We start from the raw sequence: 14,269 nt of genomic DNA on the forward strand, positions 1-14,269 counted from the left end.
GATAAATAATCGAAAGTCTGTAACAACAAAAAAGGAACCCTGATGGGTTCCTTTCCAATATCTAACAAATTGACTCAGGGTTAAAACTCTATTTTACTGCGTCAATAACTGCTTTGAAAGCATCTGGGTTGTTTAAAGCTAAATCAGCTAAAACCTTACGGTTTAAACCAATATTTTTAGCGTTTAATTTACCAATCAACACTGAATAAGATAATCCTTGTTGACGGGCTCCAGCGTTAATACGTTGAATCCATAAAGCTCTAAACTCGCGTTTTTTTGTTTTACGGTCGCGGTAAGCGTACTGTAAACCTTTTTCTACTGTATTTTTAGCAATAGTATAAACTTTGCTACGTGATCCATAATAGCCTTTCGCTAATTTAAGGATTTTTTTACGTCTTCTTCTCGAAGCAACTGCGTTAACCGAACGTGGCATATTTTTAAAATTATTTGGTAAAAGGCGTCATGTTTCTCAATGATCTTACAACCCTGTACCCGGTTAAAAAATTATTATTAATTAAATCGAATAAAACTTATTTACCGATAGCAAGCATACGTTTAACGTTGCCCATATCGCCATCAGATACATAACTTGTTGTTGTTAAGTTACGTTTACGTTTTGTGCTCTTTTTTGTCAAGATGTGGCTTTTGAAAGCGTTTTTTCTTGCGATTTTACCTGTTCCAGTAAGCTTAAAACGTTTTTTAGCGCTGGAATTGGTTTTTACTTTTGGCATAATACTTTAAATTTTATATCAATCTGTTAGAATTTTTTTATTATTTTTTAGCTACCAATTTAGGCGCCAAAGTTAAAAACATACGTTTTCCTTCTAATTTCGGTAATAATTCAACTTTACCTACTTCTTCTAACGCTTGTGCAAAACGCAATAACAGGATCTCCCCTTGTTCTTTGTGTACAATTGCACGGCCTTTAAAGTGTACGTAAGCACGAACTTTTTCACCGCTTTCAAGAAATTTGATCGCATGTTTCAATTTGAAGTCAAAATCATGTTCACTGGTATTAGGTCCGAAACGGATTTCCTTAATAACAGTTTGTTTTGCATTAGCTTTGATTTCTTTTTGTTTCTTCTTTTGCTCGTAAACAAATTTACTGTAGTCGATAATTTTACAAACCGGCGGAACAGCATTTGGCGAAATCTCAACTAAATCAAGTTCCAATTCATCTGCAAGCTCTAAAGCTTTACGTGTAGGATATACTCCTGTTTCCACATTGTCACCTACCAAACGTACCTCAGGCACACGGATTAGTTCATTAATGCGGTGATCTGGTTCTTTCTTCCTCATTGGTGGTCTAGGACCACCTGGTCTTTTTAATGCCAAATGTTTAAATATTTAAACGGTTATTTCTTTAATTAATACTTCTCTAAATTCGTCAGCAGTCATGGATCCCATGTCTACTGAACCATGTTTACGCACAGAAATCGTGCCACTCTCAGCCTCTTTCTCCCCTACAATCAACATATAAGGCAGTTTTTTCACCTCTGCATCTCTGATTTTGCGACCCACTTTTTCATCACGCAAGTCTATCAGTCCGCGAATATCGGAATTATTTAGCGATTCTAAAAGGTTTTTCGCATATTCTTCATATTTTTCTGACACTGGCAAGACGATAAATTGTTCTGGGGCAAGCCATAATGGAAATTCTCCAGCACAATGTTCGATCAATACAGCAATAAAACGCTCCATAGAACCAAATGGTGCTCTATGAATCATCACTGGTCTATGCTTTGCATTATCAGAACCTGTATACTCCAGTTCGAAGCGCTCAGGTAAATTATAATCCACTTGAATAGTACCTAGCTGCCATCTACGTCCCAAAGCATCCTTCACCATAAAATCCAGTTTAGGTCCATAGAAAGCTGCCTCGCCATATTCCACGACAGTGGATAATTCTTTTTCTGCAGCGGCCTCGATAATTGCACTTTCTGCAAGAGCCCAATTTTCATCGGTACCAATATATTTGGTACGATTTTCTGGATCTCTTAATGAAATCTGTGCAGTATACTCTTCAAAACCTAATGCTTTGAAAACATACAATACCAAGTCAATCACTTTTTTAAATTCTTCCTTCACCTGATCTGGGCGACAGAATAAATGTGCATCATCTTGTGTAAACCCTCTTACACGTGTCAAACCATGTAATTCTCCAGATTGTTCGTAGCGGTAAACCGTACCAAATTCTGCAAAACGTACAGGAAGATCTTTATAAGAGCGTGGCTTTGTTTTATAAATCTCACAGTGATGTGGACAGTTCATCGGCTTCAAGAAAAACTCTTCGTCTTCAACTGGAGTTCTTATCGGCTGGAATGAATCTTCGCCATATTTATCATAATGCCCAGAAGTTACGTACAATTGTTTATTACCAATATGAGGTGTCATCACGGGTTCATAACCTGATTTTAACTGAGCTCTTTGTAAAAAATCTTGTAATTTTTGACGCAAAGCTGCTCCTTTCGGCAACCACAATGGTAATCCTGCTCCTACTTTCTCTGAAAAAGCAAACAACTCTAATTCCTTACCTAATTTACGATGATCACGCTTTTTTGCTTCTTCAATGAACTTCAAATATTCTGTTAATTCGGAAGCTTTTGGAAACGTTACCCCATAAATACGAGTCAATTGTTTACGAGACTCATCACCTCTCCAGTATGCACCGGCAACATTTGTTAATTTGATCGCTTTGATAAATCCCGTATTAGGAATATGTGGTCCACGACATAGATCGGTAAATTCTCCCTGTGTATAGAATGTAATCTTTCCATCTTCCAGATCTTTAATCAGATCTAATTTATATTCGTCTCCTTTTTCAGTAAAATATGCAATAGCATCAGCTTTAGAAACAGCTTTACGTTCGAAAATTTCTTTACGTTTTGCTAGTTCTAGCATCTTATCTTCAATTTGCTTAAAATCATCAGATGAGAATTCACGATCTCCAAAATCAACGTCATAATAGAAACCCGTCTCAATCGCGGGACCTATACCAAACTTGATACCTGGGTAAAGATCTTCTAATGCCTCTGCTAATAGATGCGCAGAAGAATGCCAAAAGGTAGATTTACCATTTGTATCATTCCAGGTCAACAACTTTACTGCAGAATCTTCTTCAATAGGACGAGATGAGTCCCAAATCTCTCCATTCACTTCGGCGGCTAACACATTTCTAGCTAAACCTTCCGAGATTGACAATGCTACTTGAGCAGCTGATGTTCCTTTTTCGTACTCACGAACGGAACCATCAGGTAATGTAATTTTAATCATCAACAAATATGATTATTTTTAGTAATTATTTATAAAACAACACCTTACAGATACACAACATACTAAATTGTTAATTATCAATAAGGCTTAATAAATTAAATCTATTCCTAGACCTATTATCCATCAAATATACTGAAAATAATCCATAATTGTACTTTTAAGTCTTTATTGCACTCCCATCATTGATCGACACATTTTAGTTCTACCCTTCAATTGGAAGATAGCACATCATAATGCAAACATAACATAGGAATATTCATCATAGAAAAGCTGAACTAACAGCTCATGATGAAATATTCGCTAATGATAAACATGGAGATATATAGAATCCTGTCTGCGACAAATAAGATCGTCAAGTGATTTGACTATCTAATCTAAAAGTAATGAATTGAAAACAATCCCGATATCACAATCTTTTTTATTATTTTTGCAATCTTAAATTCATTACTATGTCACATCAAGTTCCAGAAGACGGCACTTTACTTCCGTTGATGGAAGAGTTCTATACAATTCAGGGAGAGGGATTTCACACAGGAAAAGCTGCATATTTTATTCGATTGGGAGGATGTGATGTGGGGTGTCACTGGTGTGATGTTAAAGAAAGCTGGGATGCCACTTTACACCCGCTTACTTCTGCTGATCAGATTATTGAAAATGCAAAAAAATATCCTGCAAAGACAGTTGTCATCACTGGAGGAGAACCTTTAATCTACAATTTGGATTACTTAACAAGAGGTCTTCACGCAGCTGGAATTCAAACTTTTATAGAGACATCTGGTGCCTATCCACTAAGTGGCGAATGGGATTGGATCTGTCTTTCTCCAAAGAAATTTAAAGCTCCAAGAAAAGATGTTTTAGAAGCTGCCGGTGAATTAAAAGTCATTGTTTTTAATAAAAGTGATTTTGAATGGGCTGAAGAACATTCTAAATTAGTAAACAACGACTGTAAATTATATTTGCAACCTGAATGGTCCAAATATCCTGAAATGACCCCACTGATCATTGATCATGTCAAAGATAATCCTAAATGGAATATTTCACTTCAAACACATAAATATTTGAACATCCCTTAATCTAAATTTGGGATTAATAATAAAGCATAAAGGCGATCAATGATCGCCTTTATTTTTGAATGAATATTTTTTCGACTCTATTTCAAGTACTTCTCCTGAAAATCTGGTAGTGAATATTGTTGTACTTCGGAACTAATCTTCAAATCCTTAACCAGAATATTACCTTGCTCATCAGTATCAATAAAATCTAAAGTAGGTTTCAGAACAATCTTCCCATTAAAATCCAATAAACCTTGCTTATTGTTTTCAGAAAATAGCAAATATGATCCTACAAAGTTGCTGATATTGCTTAAACCTCCAATAATTGACACTCCTGAAGCATTGATGATACCATATCGATCTTCTATTGCATACACCATGTTCTCATCATTAACAGCATAAAGCACTTCAAAACCTACATGATTTATCTTTTTTGCTTCATCATCAATAATCCAAAACAAACTACTACTATCAGAAACTATTGCTCTTTGTTTATTCAATACATCGATTGAATAAAAATTTGCAGGCTCCACAATTGTTCCATCCGCTTTTTTAACCCCAAACAAATGTTCATCACCATATGCGGCATTCTGCTGTGAAAACCATTTTAAAGGTGCTTTAAGTTCAAATGCATCTTGAAAAACACTTGCATCATCCAAGTTACTACCTTCATTTTCTGAAAGCTTAACAATTTTAACCTCATGAGGTAATTCAAATTCCTTTAAGTCACTTAGCTTAGACAAAGCTGAGACTTCAAAACCTAAAGAATTATGCACCTGATCATTTAATTTCAGAACTGCTCCTGGTACATTAATCAAAAAAGGCAAACTACTTAGATAATAACTCGGTAGATCCGGAGCATACCAAATTGTCATTGCAACTTCACCTAAATAAGGGTCCACAACTTTCAACAATGCTTTTATACAGGAAACACCGTTGATGGTTTCTTTTTCGGACCCGTTTTCCAAGATAAGATAAGCATCTTTTGGATCAGTCGGATTCTTCAATAAGGGATAATCTGAAGACAGCACATCCTGTGAAAGTAGATCATCACCTTTTGTAAATGAATATTCCTGTTTTTTAGTTCGATCTGCAATCAGAACGTGCCCTAGATTATCAACTGATTTAATCTTCGTAGGTGAGGTAAAAATCGTAACCTCTTGAGCAGTGGTTCCTCCTTTTAAAAATGGCTCATAGAAATCTAACGCAAATTCAGGCACAGACTTTTCTAATTCTTCCACAGCGATCTGTCCTTTAAAACTCAATTTCATCTGCCATAGGTTATCCTGAGCTGTAGCAGAATGGGATAACAGTATAGTAAGAAATACAACATGAACCAATTTTTTCATACATTACAAATATAGCTCCTAAACAACAAAAGATAGACCAAAACGATCTATCTTTCACAATTAAAATTAATTTACTTTATTTCTCCACATTTTATTGTTTTAAATAAAATAGTGAACCATGGTTTACATATGCTGTTCTGCTAATTGCCTTATTACAAAATAACATACCTAAAACCATTATTTCTCTATTAAAAGTTCTTTACAACGTTATTATACTTTTGGTTTTCACAGCTTGGTCACATGCAAAAGCAATACGTAAACTATTCAAAGCATCTTCCGATTGCTTCTTTAAATCCAAATCCTCTACAATTGCTTTTTGAAAAAACAACTGTTCTCTGTTACAAAGATCTTGATGTGTAGGTTCGTCTTCTAAATGAATCCATTCATCCGCTTTTAAAAATTCATTATTTACATCAATATCAGCATGATGTACACGAATTGATTCTGTTTTGGTATGTGCTTCCACCGAATCAGACACTCCTTCTCTGACAGCATGATTTGGCACAATAGATACCGCCCCTTTAGGGCCAAACACATCTTTAACAAAAAAAGCAGTTTGACTGACCATAGGTCCCCATCCTGCTTCATACCATCCTACAGAACCATCATCAAAATGTAACTGAAGCTGTCCATAATTATAATTCGTTTCGGGTATATCATTTGTCAATCGAGCTCCGATAGCGGAAACTCGAACAGGCTTAGCGTCTGTCATTTGACACATCACATCAATATAATGAACACCACAATCTACTATTGGACTTAAACTATTCATTAAATTGCGGTGTACATCCCACATATAACCATGACTCTGCTGATTGAGATTCATACGCATGATCAAAGGTGTTCCCATCTTACGGCTAATTGCGATAAACTTTTTCCATGAAGGGTGATATCGTAAAATATATCCTACCACCAATTTTTTATTATACTTTATTGCTGCATCGATAACATTTTGAGCGCCTAGTACTGTATCCGCTAAAGGTTTTTCAAGAAAAACATGTGCTCCTGCCTCAAAAGATCTGATTGCATAATTTTCATGCGTATCGGGATAGGTTGAAATACAGACTGCATTTGGTTTTGTTTGCAGTAACGCCTCTTCAAAATCATCAAATTCAGGATAAGCTGCCTGAAGCGATTTATTCAATCTACTTTTACTTTCTCCCCTGGATACCAGCCCAACAATTTCAAAACCCGGTAAGTCATGATAGGCGCGGGCATGAGATGCTCCCATATTACCACACCCGACTACTAATATCTTAATTCCAACGTCCATACCTAAACAAATGGTGTTTTTCCCGGCTGAGGAATCCCGCGATTATCAGCTTGCATTTTCCAATCATATTCTAATGAAGTAGGGCCTAAAACTTCTGTCGATTGCATAATCTGATCATACGTAATCGCTTTCCCCGTATAAGCGGCCGTTCGAGACCAAATTGCAAGTAGGGTACTATTCGCAAGGTGTGGTCCATCGTTAATCACTTTTTTATCACGGATGGCTGCGAAAAGTTCATCATGCTGGGTTTGATACATATTATTGTTCCGTCCAGTAAACTTCCACGCTTTGTCACCATAAATCTCGAAGTTTGAAGGAATATTTAAGTTTGCACGACCGTTCTTTCCTATGACGTCCACTGAATTTCGGGAATCAGTTCCATTTTGTTGACGACAAGAATGAAAGGCCTTTAATCCATTGCCATAATCAAATTCAATAGACATATGATCATAAACGTTGCCGAATTTATCCAACTCTCGGGACTGTCTTCCTCCAGTTGCAATAATAGTCTTAGGAACAATATCTCCTAATGCCCAAGACATCATATCAACACTATGTATAGCTTGCTCGACAATAAGATCGCCAGAATATCTTTGGAAATAGAACCAATTACGCAACTGATACTCTAAATCTGACCAACCGGACTGTCTTTCCTTATGACTTAACTCTCCTCCAAATCTAAAAGTAGAAACAGATTGTATATCACCAATATCACCTTGTTTTATCCTTTGAAAGATTTCACGGTTTGGTGTTGCATACCGAAAACAGAAACCACTTACCAAACAGAGATTCTTTTCTTTAGCAATCTTTACGCTTTCAAAAACTCTTTTCAAGTTTGGAATATCTACTGCAACAGGTTTTTCGCAAAAGATGTGTTTTCCTTTTTTGACGGCCTCTTCCAAATGATCTGGTCTAAAGTTTGGTGGAGAACAAAGTAAAACCACATCCACATCGGTATTCATCAATTTTTGAAATCCTAAAAATCCTAAAAAGATGTTTTTGCTATCGACCTTTACTTGATCATTTGATATCTGTCTTAATGAATCTAAACATAGGTCTACTTGATCTTGGAAGATATCTGCAACAGCGGTAATGACGACATTTGGATCTGCGCGCAATGCTTGAGAAGCGGCCCCTGTCCCCCTACCGCCACAGCCTACAAGTCCGATCTTAATTTTCTTTGGAGCACTGTTTGCATACAAATTAAGGCTTGATGCAGCCAGAGCAGTCCCCAGAACTACGGTATTTGTTTTCTTTAGAAAAGAACGGCGATTTAGATTTTCTAAATTCATATTTTAGCTTATTATTTTCGATTGTACAAGTCCCTATTCTTCTTACAGACATCGAGAATTTAAAATTAATATTAAATTTTATACTAAAAAAGTATAAATAGCTTCCAAATGTAATAATGTTGTGCATCATAACAACATCACGCAAAAAGAAGCTTGAAGCATACTTTAACGTAATTTCTATCGCTTATTAAATATTTTAGTAAGGTAAAATATGTTTAATTTCAATGCAGAAATGTCATATTTACGCTATCTCTATTTTATTTTTATCAATTAATAGCTATTTAAATTTGATTTCTATTAACAAAATACTATTTTTGACACATTATTAATACAAACATGATTTTTGCTCACGGACATCACTTTCATATGCATCATCGCCATTGCGGCGATATGTAATAAGTGTGTTTCTACGTGAAGCATTTTTTCCCTTGTGTTTGATTTCTATTTATTAATAATTTACAGCTAACATTATAAAGCTTTGAAAAATCTTAAAATTGCTATCCAAAAATCGGGTAGATTAAACGAAAAATCAGTTCAATTACTTAAAAACTGTGGTCTCGACTTCGAAAATTATAAAAGTTCTTTAATAACAACCGTTTCCAATTTCCCTCTTGAAATTCTTTTCCTTCGTGATGATGATATTCCAGGATATGTAGAGCAAGGAATTGCTGATCTCGGAATAGTTGGTGAAAATGTCATTGATGAAACTGAATCTGAAGTTAATTATCTACAACGTCTCGGTTTTGGAAAATGTACTTTAAAACTAGCGGTTCAAAAAGATAGTGATATTAAAGATTTAAGAGATCTTAATGGAAAATCTATTGCAACTTCTTATCCTGTTATTTTAAAGAAATTTTTAGATGAATACCGCATCGAGGCAGATATTCAGATGATATCCGGATCTGTTGAAATTGCCCCTGGCTTAGGTTTGAGCGACGCTATATGTGATATTGTCTCTACGGGCGGAACCCTTAAAAATAATGGATTAAAACAGTTTGCCGATGTCCGTAAATCTGAAGCAATTCTTATCGGTCGTCCAGGATTGGAGAATAACGAAATCTTAGCAGAACTTTTACAGCGAATCCAGTCGGTGTTAATGGCAAAAGAAACTAAGTACGTTGTTCTGAATGTTGAGAAAGTTAATTTACCTACTATAACAGGTCTTTTACATGGTGTAAAATCACCGACTGTTGTTCCTTTAGCAGAAGAAGGTTGGGTTGCCGTTCATACCGTTATTTCAGAAGATGATTTCTGGGGTAAGATCAACAAGCTAAAGTCTGCAGGTGCCCAAGGAATTGTGGTCATGCCGATCGAAAAAATTATTATGTAGTTAATAAGCGCACTGCGCTTAAAATAAAATTCATCATGCTTAAAACTTTTGAATATGCTCAGTTAAATCCCATTGAATTGCAGGAATTAACAACGCGTAATACTGATCCTTCGCATGCTATCCAAGATACTGTCTTAGATATTATACAAGAAGTTCGTCAAAATGGTGATAAAGCTTTGATTAGCTATGCACAACAATTTGACAAAGTTGAATTAGAAAAACTTTACCTTGATGCTAACGATATTGATGCACTGGCATCAACGATTAATCGCGAACAACAAAGGGCTTTAGAAATTGCGTTCCAGAATATTCATAAATTCCACTCTTCACAAGTAAAGCGTGAGCGAGTTGTAGAGACCATGATAGGTGTAAAATGCTGGCGGGAGATCCGCCCTATTGAAAAAGTGGGTCTTTATATACCGGGAGGCTCCGCTGTTCTACCAAGTACACTATTAATGTTAGGTGTACCAGCACGAATTGCGGGATGTAAAGAAATCATTGTTTGTTCTCCTCCCCAAAAAAGTGGAAAAATAAACGGTTTCGTAGCCTATTGTCTCAAATTATTAAAAATCGAACGCATTTACCTTGTCGGTGGTGCTCAAGCTATAGCGGCAATGGCTTTTGGATCGGAAACGATCCCTAAAGTTGATAAAATATTTGGACCTGGCAATCAATTTGTGACAAAAGCAAAAAGCATTGTTCAAGGTATGGCCAATGTAAGTATCGACATGCCTGCTGGTCCATCTGAAGTTTTAGTAATTGCTGATGAAACTGCCACACCTGCTTATGTAGCTGCAGATCTATTAGCTCAAGCTGAACATGGTGCGGACAGTCAGGCTGTACTGGTAGCAACTTCCAAAGATATTATTGAAGCTGTAAATCTTGAATTAGAAAAGCAACTTGCTATTTTACCCCGTTTTGAATTAGCAAGCAAAGCAATCGAGAACTCCTATGCGGTGTTAGCAACTGATTTAAATGAGGCACTGGCGTTTAGTAATTATTATGCACCAGAACATCTGATCCTAGAAACCGATCAATGGGAACGTCTTGTTCGTCTTATTTTAAATGCAGGTTCTGTCTTTTTAGGACACTTAACGCCTGAAAGTGCGGGAGATTATGCTTCTGGAACAAACCATACTTTACCCACATCAGGATATGCAAGATCCTATTCAGGTGTATCTGTAGATTCATTTGTAAAAAAGATTACTTTCCAACATATAAGTCCGGAAGGACTACTTAATATTGGTTCTACTGTGGAGATCTTAGCAGAATTAGAGGGACTTCATGCACATAAGAATGCTGTTACCATTCGAAAGGAAAATTAAAAATTTCAAATCAAAAGAAAAGCCTTTCAGAATTTCTGAAAGGCTTTTTTATTAAAATCTTATTTCGATTTAATTTTTCAATGCTTCACCAACTTTTTTGGCTTTGTCACCTACAGCTTTAGCTGCATCTTTGGTTCCTTCACCTACAGCTTTGGCAGCATCTTTAGTGCCTTCAACTGCAGATTTTCCAGCTTTAGCAGTCGCTTCGGCGGCTTTATCGATAGCATGACCAGTTGCATGAGCGGCATCCTTAACACCTTCTTCAACATCTCCCGCTACTTTAGCAGTACCTGAAGTAATTTTTTCCCAAGCAGTTTTTGTCTCATCTACCGTTTTACGTGCAGCTTCTTCAGCTTTCTTATCTCCTTTTGCTATTGCAGCATCTAGATCTTTTTGAGCTTGCTCATATTTAGCTTTCGCATCAGCTGCAGCAACGTCTGCATGTTTATCTAAACTATCAAGAGAATTATCTAACTTTTCTCCGACTGTGACTTCTCCATCACTATTTTTATCTTCTTTTGGCGTGTTATTACAAGCCGCAAAAGTTAATGAAACTCCTGCGAATAATGCTAAAAATGCAACTTTTTTCATTTCGTATATTTTTTTGGTTAACAGATTTAACTAAACAATATTTATGCCAATTATGCTTTAGGATAAATTGTGCCTTTTGCCGCTTCTAGTGTATTCTTAAGTAATCCTACAATCGTCATCAAGCCCACTCCTCCAGGTACAGGAGTTATCCATGAAGCTTTAGGAGCGACTTGCTCAAAATCTACATCTCCATATAATTTAAAGCCAGATTTTGTTTCTGTTGAGTCTTCTCTATTAATACCTACATCAATTACAACTGCGCCATCCTTCACCATATCTGCAGTAACAAAGTTTTTCTTGCCAATTGCAGCAACAATAATATCCGCACGTAAAACTTCTGTTTTAAGGTCTTTTGTACGACTATGTGTTAAGGTAACTGTACAGTTACCTGGATTAGAGTTTCGTGCTAAAAGAATACTCATTGGTGAACCAACGATATTACTTCTACCTACCACTACAGCATGTTTACCTGCAGTTTCAATTTTATAATGATCCAGCATCAACATAATACCATAAGGTGTTGCTGGGATAAAGCAAGGAAGATTTCGTTGCATTCTGCCCAAATTGATGGGATGAAAACCATCTACATCTTTTCGGTAATCTATTGCTTCAGTTATTTTATCGGGATCGATATGCTTTGGAAGTGGCAACTGCACGATCAAACCGTCAATATTTGCATCCGCATTTATTTCTTGAATTTTCGCGATCAATTGTTCTTCAGTCACATCAACATCGTAACGAATATTAGTAGATTCAAAACCTACCAATTCACAATTACGCATTTTACTCGCCACATAAGTTTCACTACCTCCGTCGTTTCCAACTAGGATAGCCACTAAATGAGGTTTACGTCCAGCTTGCGCTGTAAAATCAGCTGTATCTTTTTTGATATCTTCTTTGATTTTAGCTGATACGAGTTTACCGTCTAATAAATTCATTTTTATAGGAATAGGATTTTTTAAGTTTCTAATCTAATTTCAGTACCGCCATAAATGCCGATTGCGGTATTTCAACGTTACCTACTTGACGCATTCGTTTTTTACCTTTTTTCTGCTTTTCCAAAAGCTTACGCTTACGAGAAATATCACCGCCATAACATTTTGCTGTTACATCTTTACGTAAAGCAGAAATTGTCTCACGGGCAATAATTTTCATTCCAATAGATGCTTGGATACGAATTTCAAACTGTTGGCGAGGTAGTAATTCTTTTAATTTTTCACAAATTTTCTTACCAAAGTCATATGCATTACTTCTGTGAATTAGAGATGACAATGCATCTACAGGTTCATCATTTAAACGGATATCCAAACGGACCAAATCCGATTGACGATAACCTATCTGTGTATAATCAAAAGAAGCATAGCCCTTGGAAATCGTTTTTAACTTATCATAAAAATCAAATACAATTTCCCCCATTGGCATCTCAAATACCAATTCAACACGGTCTGAAGTTAAATATGACTGATTAATGATTGCACCACGTTTTTGGATACATAAAGACATAATCGGTCCTACGAAATCAGATTTAGTAATGATATTTGCTTTAATATAAGGTTCCTCAATAGCATCTAATTTACTTGGATCTGGTAAATCGGATGGGTTATGAACCTGAACTTCTTCCTTATCTTTTGTTAAATACGCTTTGTAAGAAACGTTAGGAACAGTTGTGATAACAGTCATATCAAACTCACGCTCAAGACGCTCTTGGATAATCTCCATGTGAAGCATTCCTAAGAATCCACAACGGAATCCAAAACCTAGCGCTGCTGAGGATTCTGGTTCGAACACTAAAGATGCATCATTCAATTGTAAACGGTGCATAGATTCACGTAACTCTTCGTAATCTTCTGTATCAACAGGATATATTCCGGCAAAAACCATTGGTTTTACTTCTTCAAATCCTTGAATAGCACCATCACAAGGTCTTTCCTTATGAGTGATCGTATCGCCAACTTTTACTTCACGTGCTTCCTTAATCCCGGAGATGATGTATCCAACATCACCTGTTCTAACGACATCTTTAGCAACTTGATTTAATTTCAAAGTTCCAATCTCATCCGCAGAATATTCTTTTCCTGTAGCCACAAATTTCACTTTATCACCTTTACGGATCTCACCATTTTCAACTTTGAAATAAGCCATGATACCACGGAAAGAGTTATAAACTGAATCGAAGATTAAGGCTTGCAATGGCGCATTTGGATCCCCAATTGGTGCTGGAACCCGCGCTACAATGGCTCTTAAAATATCAGGAATCCCAAGGCCTGTTTTACCAGATGCTGGAATAATATCTTCTCGGTTACCACCAATTAAATCAATGATCTGGTCTTTCACTTCCTCTGGCATAGCACCAGGAAGATCCATCTTATTCAAAATTGGAATAATCTCTAAATCATGCTCTAATGCTAAATAAAGATTGGAGATCGTTTGTGCTTGTATACCTTGAGAAGCATCTACAATTAACAAAGCTCCTTCACAGGCAGCAATAGAACGTGATACTTCGTAAGAAAAATCGACGTGTCCGGGAGTATCAATTAAATTTAAGATATACTCCACTCCGTCTTGTATATAGTTCATTTGGATGGCGTGACTCTTAATGGTAATACCACGTTCACGTTCCAAATCCATATTATCTAGTAATTGTGCCTGCGCTTCACGTTGTGTAATGGTGTTGGTATACTCCAATAATCGATCGGCTAATGTACTTTTACCGTGATCAATGTGTGCGATGATACAGAAATTACGTATTTGCTTCATATAGGATTTTTAAAAATCGTTTCTAAA

At 36.3% G+C, this 14,269-nt stretch carries 13 protein-coding genes; 3 read left to right on the forward strand and 10 right to left on the reverse strand.

The window, feature by feature from the left end:
* Window positions 1-88: 88 nt before the first annotated feature.
* The 4 genes from rplT to thrS form a co-directional block, all read right to left on the reverse strand.
* Entirely contained in the window at window positions 89-433 is a 345-nt protein-coding gene (gene rplT, locus FHR29_RS13600; protein ID WP_021191518.1) for a 50S ribosomal protein L20, read from the reverse strand.
* A 97-nt stretch (window positions 434-530) separates the two neighbouring features.
* Entirely contained in the window at window positions 531-731 is a 201-nt protein-coding gene (rpmI, locus tag FHR29_RS13605; protein WP_021191519.1) for a 50S ribosomal protein L35, read from the reverse strand.
* Between the two features lie 40 nt (window positions 732-771).
* Window positions 772-1,335, reverse strand: a complete 564-nt coding sequence (infC, locus tag FHR29_RS13610; protein ID WP_021191520.1) for a translation initiation factor IF-3 — start codon at window positions 1,333-1,335, stop codon at window positions 772-774.
* A 12-nt stretch (window positions 1,336-1,347) separates the two neighbouring features.
* Window positions 1,348-3,273: a threonine--tRNA ligase gene (gene thrS / locus FHR29_RS13615; protein ID WP_132773759.1), complete on the reverse strand. Its 1,926-nt coding sequence runs from the start codon at window positions 3,271-3,273 to the stop codon at window positions 1,348-1,350.
* A gap of 449 nt (window positions 3,274-3,722) precedes the next feature.
* Here thrS and FHR29_RS13620 point away from each other — a divergent pair, with 449 nt between their 5' ends.
* Window positions 3,723-4,346, forward strand: a complete 624-nt coding sequence (locus FHR29_RS13620; protein ID WP_021191521.1) for a 7-carboxy-7-deazaguanine synthase QueE — start codon at window positions 3,723-3,725, stop codon at window positions 4,344-4,346.
* 77 nt (window positions 4,347-4,423) lie between these two features.
* Here FHR29_RS13620 and FHR29_RS13625 read toward each other — a convergent pair whose 3' ends face one another.
* From FHR29_RS13625 to FHR29_RS13635, 3 genes are all read right to left on the reverse strand, one after another.
* Entirely contained in the window at window positions 4,424-5,674 is a 1,251-nt protein-coding gene (locus FHR29_RS13625; protein WP_132843216.1) for a hypothetical protein, read from the reverse strand.
* A 199-nt stretch (window positions 5,675-5,873) separates the two neighbouring features.
* Window positions 5,874-6,947, reverse strand: coding sequence for a Gfo/Idh/MocA family protein (locus tag FHR29_RS13630; protein WP_183915319.1), 1,074 nt, complete (start codon window positions 6,945-6,947; stop codon window positions 5,874-5,876).
* A 2-nt stretch (window positions 6,948-6,949) separates the two neighbouring features.
* A complete protein-coding gene (locus FHR29_RS13635; protein ID WP_183915322.1) occupies window positions 6,950-8,239 on the reverse strand; it encodes a Gfo/Idh/MocA family protein in 1,290 nt (429 codons plus the stop codon).
* 478 nt (window positions 8,240-8,717) lie between these two features.
* On the opposite strand from FHR29_RS13635, the gene hisG reads away from it, so the two are divergent.
* The gene (hisG, locus tag FHR29_RS13640) at window positions 8,718-9,569 is read left to right on the forward strand and encodes an ATP phosphoribosyltransferase (RefSeq protein WP_132843213.1); all 852 of its coding nucleotides are present in this window, start codon (window positions 8,718-8,720) and stop codon (window positions 9,567-9,569) included.
* A gap of 35 nt (window positions 9,570-9,604) precedes the next feature.
* Window positions 9,605-10,894 carry a histidinol dehydrogenase gene (hisD, locus tag FHR29_RS13645; protein ID WP_183915324.1) on the forward strand — a complete coding sequence of 430 codons (1,290 nt, stop codon included), beginning with the start codon at window positions 9,605-9,607 and terminating at the stop codon, window positions 10,892-10,894.
* A 69-nt stretch (window positions 10,895-10,963) separates the two neighbouring features.
* Here hisD and FHR29_RS13650 read toward each other — a convergent pair whose 3' ends face one another.
* The 3 genes from FHR29_RS13650 to lepA are packed head-to-tail and all read right to left on the reverse strand — an operon-like array spanning window position 10,964 to window position 14,242.
* The gene (locus tag FHR29_RS13650) at window positions 10,964-11,485 is read right to left on the reverse strand and encodes a hypothetical protein (RefSeq protein WP_132843210.1); all 522 of its coding nucleotides are present in this window, start codon (window positions 11,483-11,485) and stop codon (window positions 10,964-10,966) included.
* A 50-nt stretch (window positions 11,486-11,535) separates the two neighbouring features.
* Complete coding sequence (locus FHR29_RS13655; protein ID WP_132773762.1) at window positions 11,536-12,423, reverse strand: bifunctional 5,10-methylenetetrahydrofolate dehydrogenase/5,10-methenyltetrahydrofolate cyclohydrolase; 888 nt, start codon at window positions 12,421-12,423, stop codon at window positions 11,536-11,538.
* 28 nt (window positions 12,424-12,451) lie between these two features.
* Window positions 12,452-14,242 carry a translation elongation factor 4 gene (gene lepA, locus FHR29_RS13660; protein ID WP_183915326.1) on the reverse strand — a complete coding sequence of 597 codons (1,791 nt, stop codon included), beginning with the start codon at window positions 14,240-14,242 and terminating at the stop codon, window positions 12,452-12,454.
* Window positions 14,243-14,269 lie beyond the last annotated feature (27 nt).

This window comes from Sphingobacterium sp. JUb56 (genome assembly GCF_014191365.1).
In the GTDB taxonomy this organism is placed as follows: Bacteria; Bacteroidota; Bacteroidia; order Sphingobacteriales; family Sphingobacteriaceae; genus Sphingobacterium; species Sphingobacterium anhuiense.

Coding starts and splice junctions, on each gene's coding strand:
- rplT (WP_021191518.1), bottom strand. CDS start 433: ATGCCACGTTCGGTTAACGCAGTTGCTTCGAGAAGAAGACGTAAAAAA.
- rpmI (WP_021191519.1), bottom strand. CDS start 731: ATGCCAAAAGTAAAAACCAATTCCAGCGCTAAAAAACGTTTTAAGCTT.
- thrS (WP_132773759.1), bottom strand. CDS start 3,273: ATGATTAAAATTACATTACCTGATGGTTCCGTTCGTGAGTACGAAAAA.
- FHR29_RS13620 (WP_021191521.1), top strand. CDS start 3,723: ATGTCACATCAAGTTCCAGAAGACGGCACTTTACTTCCGTTGATGGAA.
- FHR29_RS13625 (WP_132843216.1), bottom strand. CDS start 5,674: ATGAAAAAATTGGTTCATGTTGTATTTCTTACTATACTGTTATCCCAT.
- FHR29_RS13630 (WP_183915319.1), bottom strand. CDS start 6,947: ATGGACGTTGGAATTAAGATATTAGTAGTCGGGTGTGGTAATATGGGA.
- FHR29_RS13635 (WP_183915322.1), bottom strand. CDS start 8,239: ATGAATTTAGAAAATCTAAATCGCCGTTCTTTTCTAAAGAAAACAAAT.
- hisD (WP_183915324.1), top strand. CDS start 9,605: ATGCTTAAAACTTTTGAATATGCTCAGTTAAATCCCATTGAATTGCAG.
- FHR29_RS13650 (WP_132843210.1), bottom strand. CDS start 11,485: ATGAAAAAAGTTGCATTTTTAGCATTATTCGCAGGAGTTTCATTAACT.
- FHR29_RS13655 (WP_132773762.1), bottom strand. CDS start 12,423: ATGAATTTATTAGACGGTAAACTCGTATCAGCTAAAATCAAAGAAGAT.
- lepA (WP_183915326.1), bottom strand. CDS start 14,242: ATGAAGCAAATACGTAATTTCTGTATCATCGCACACATTGATCACGGT.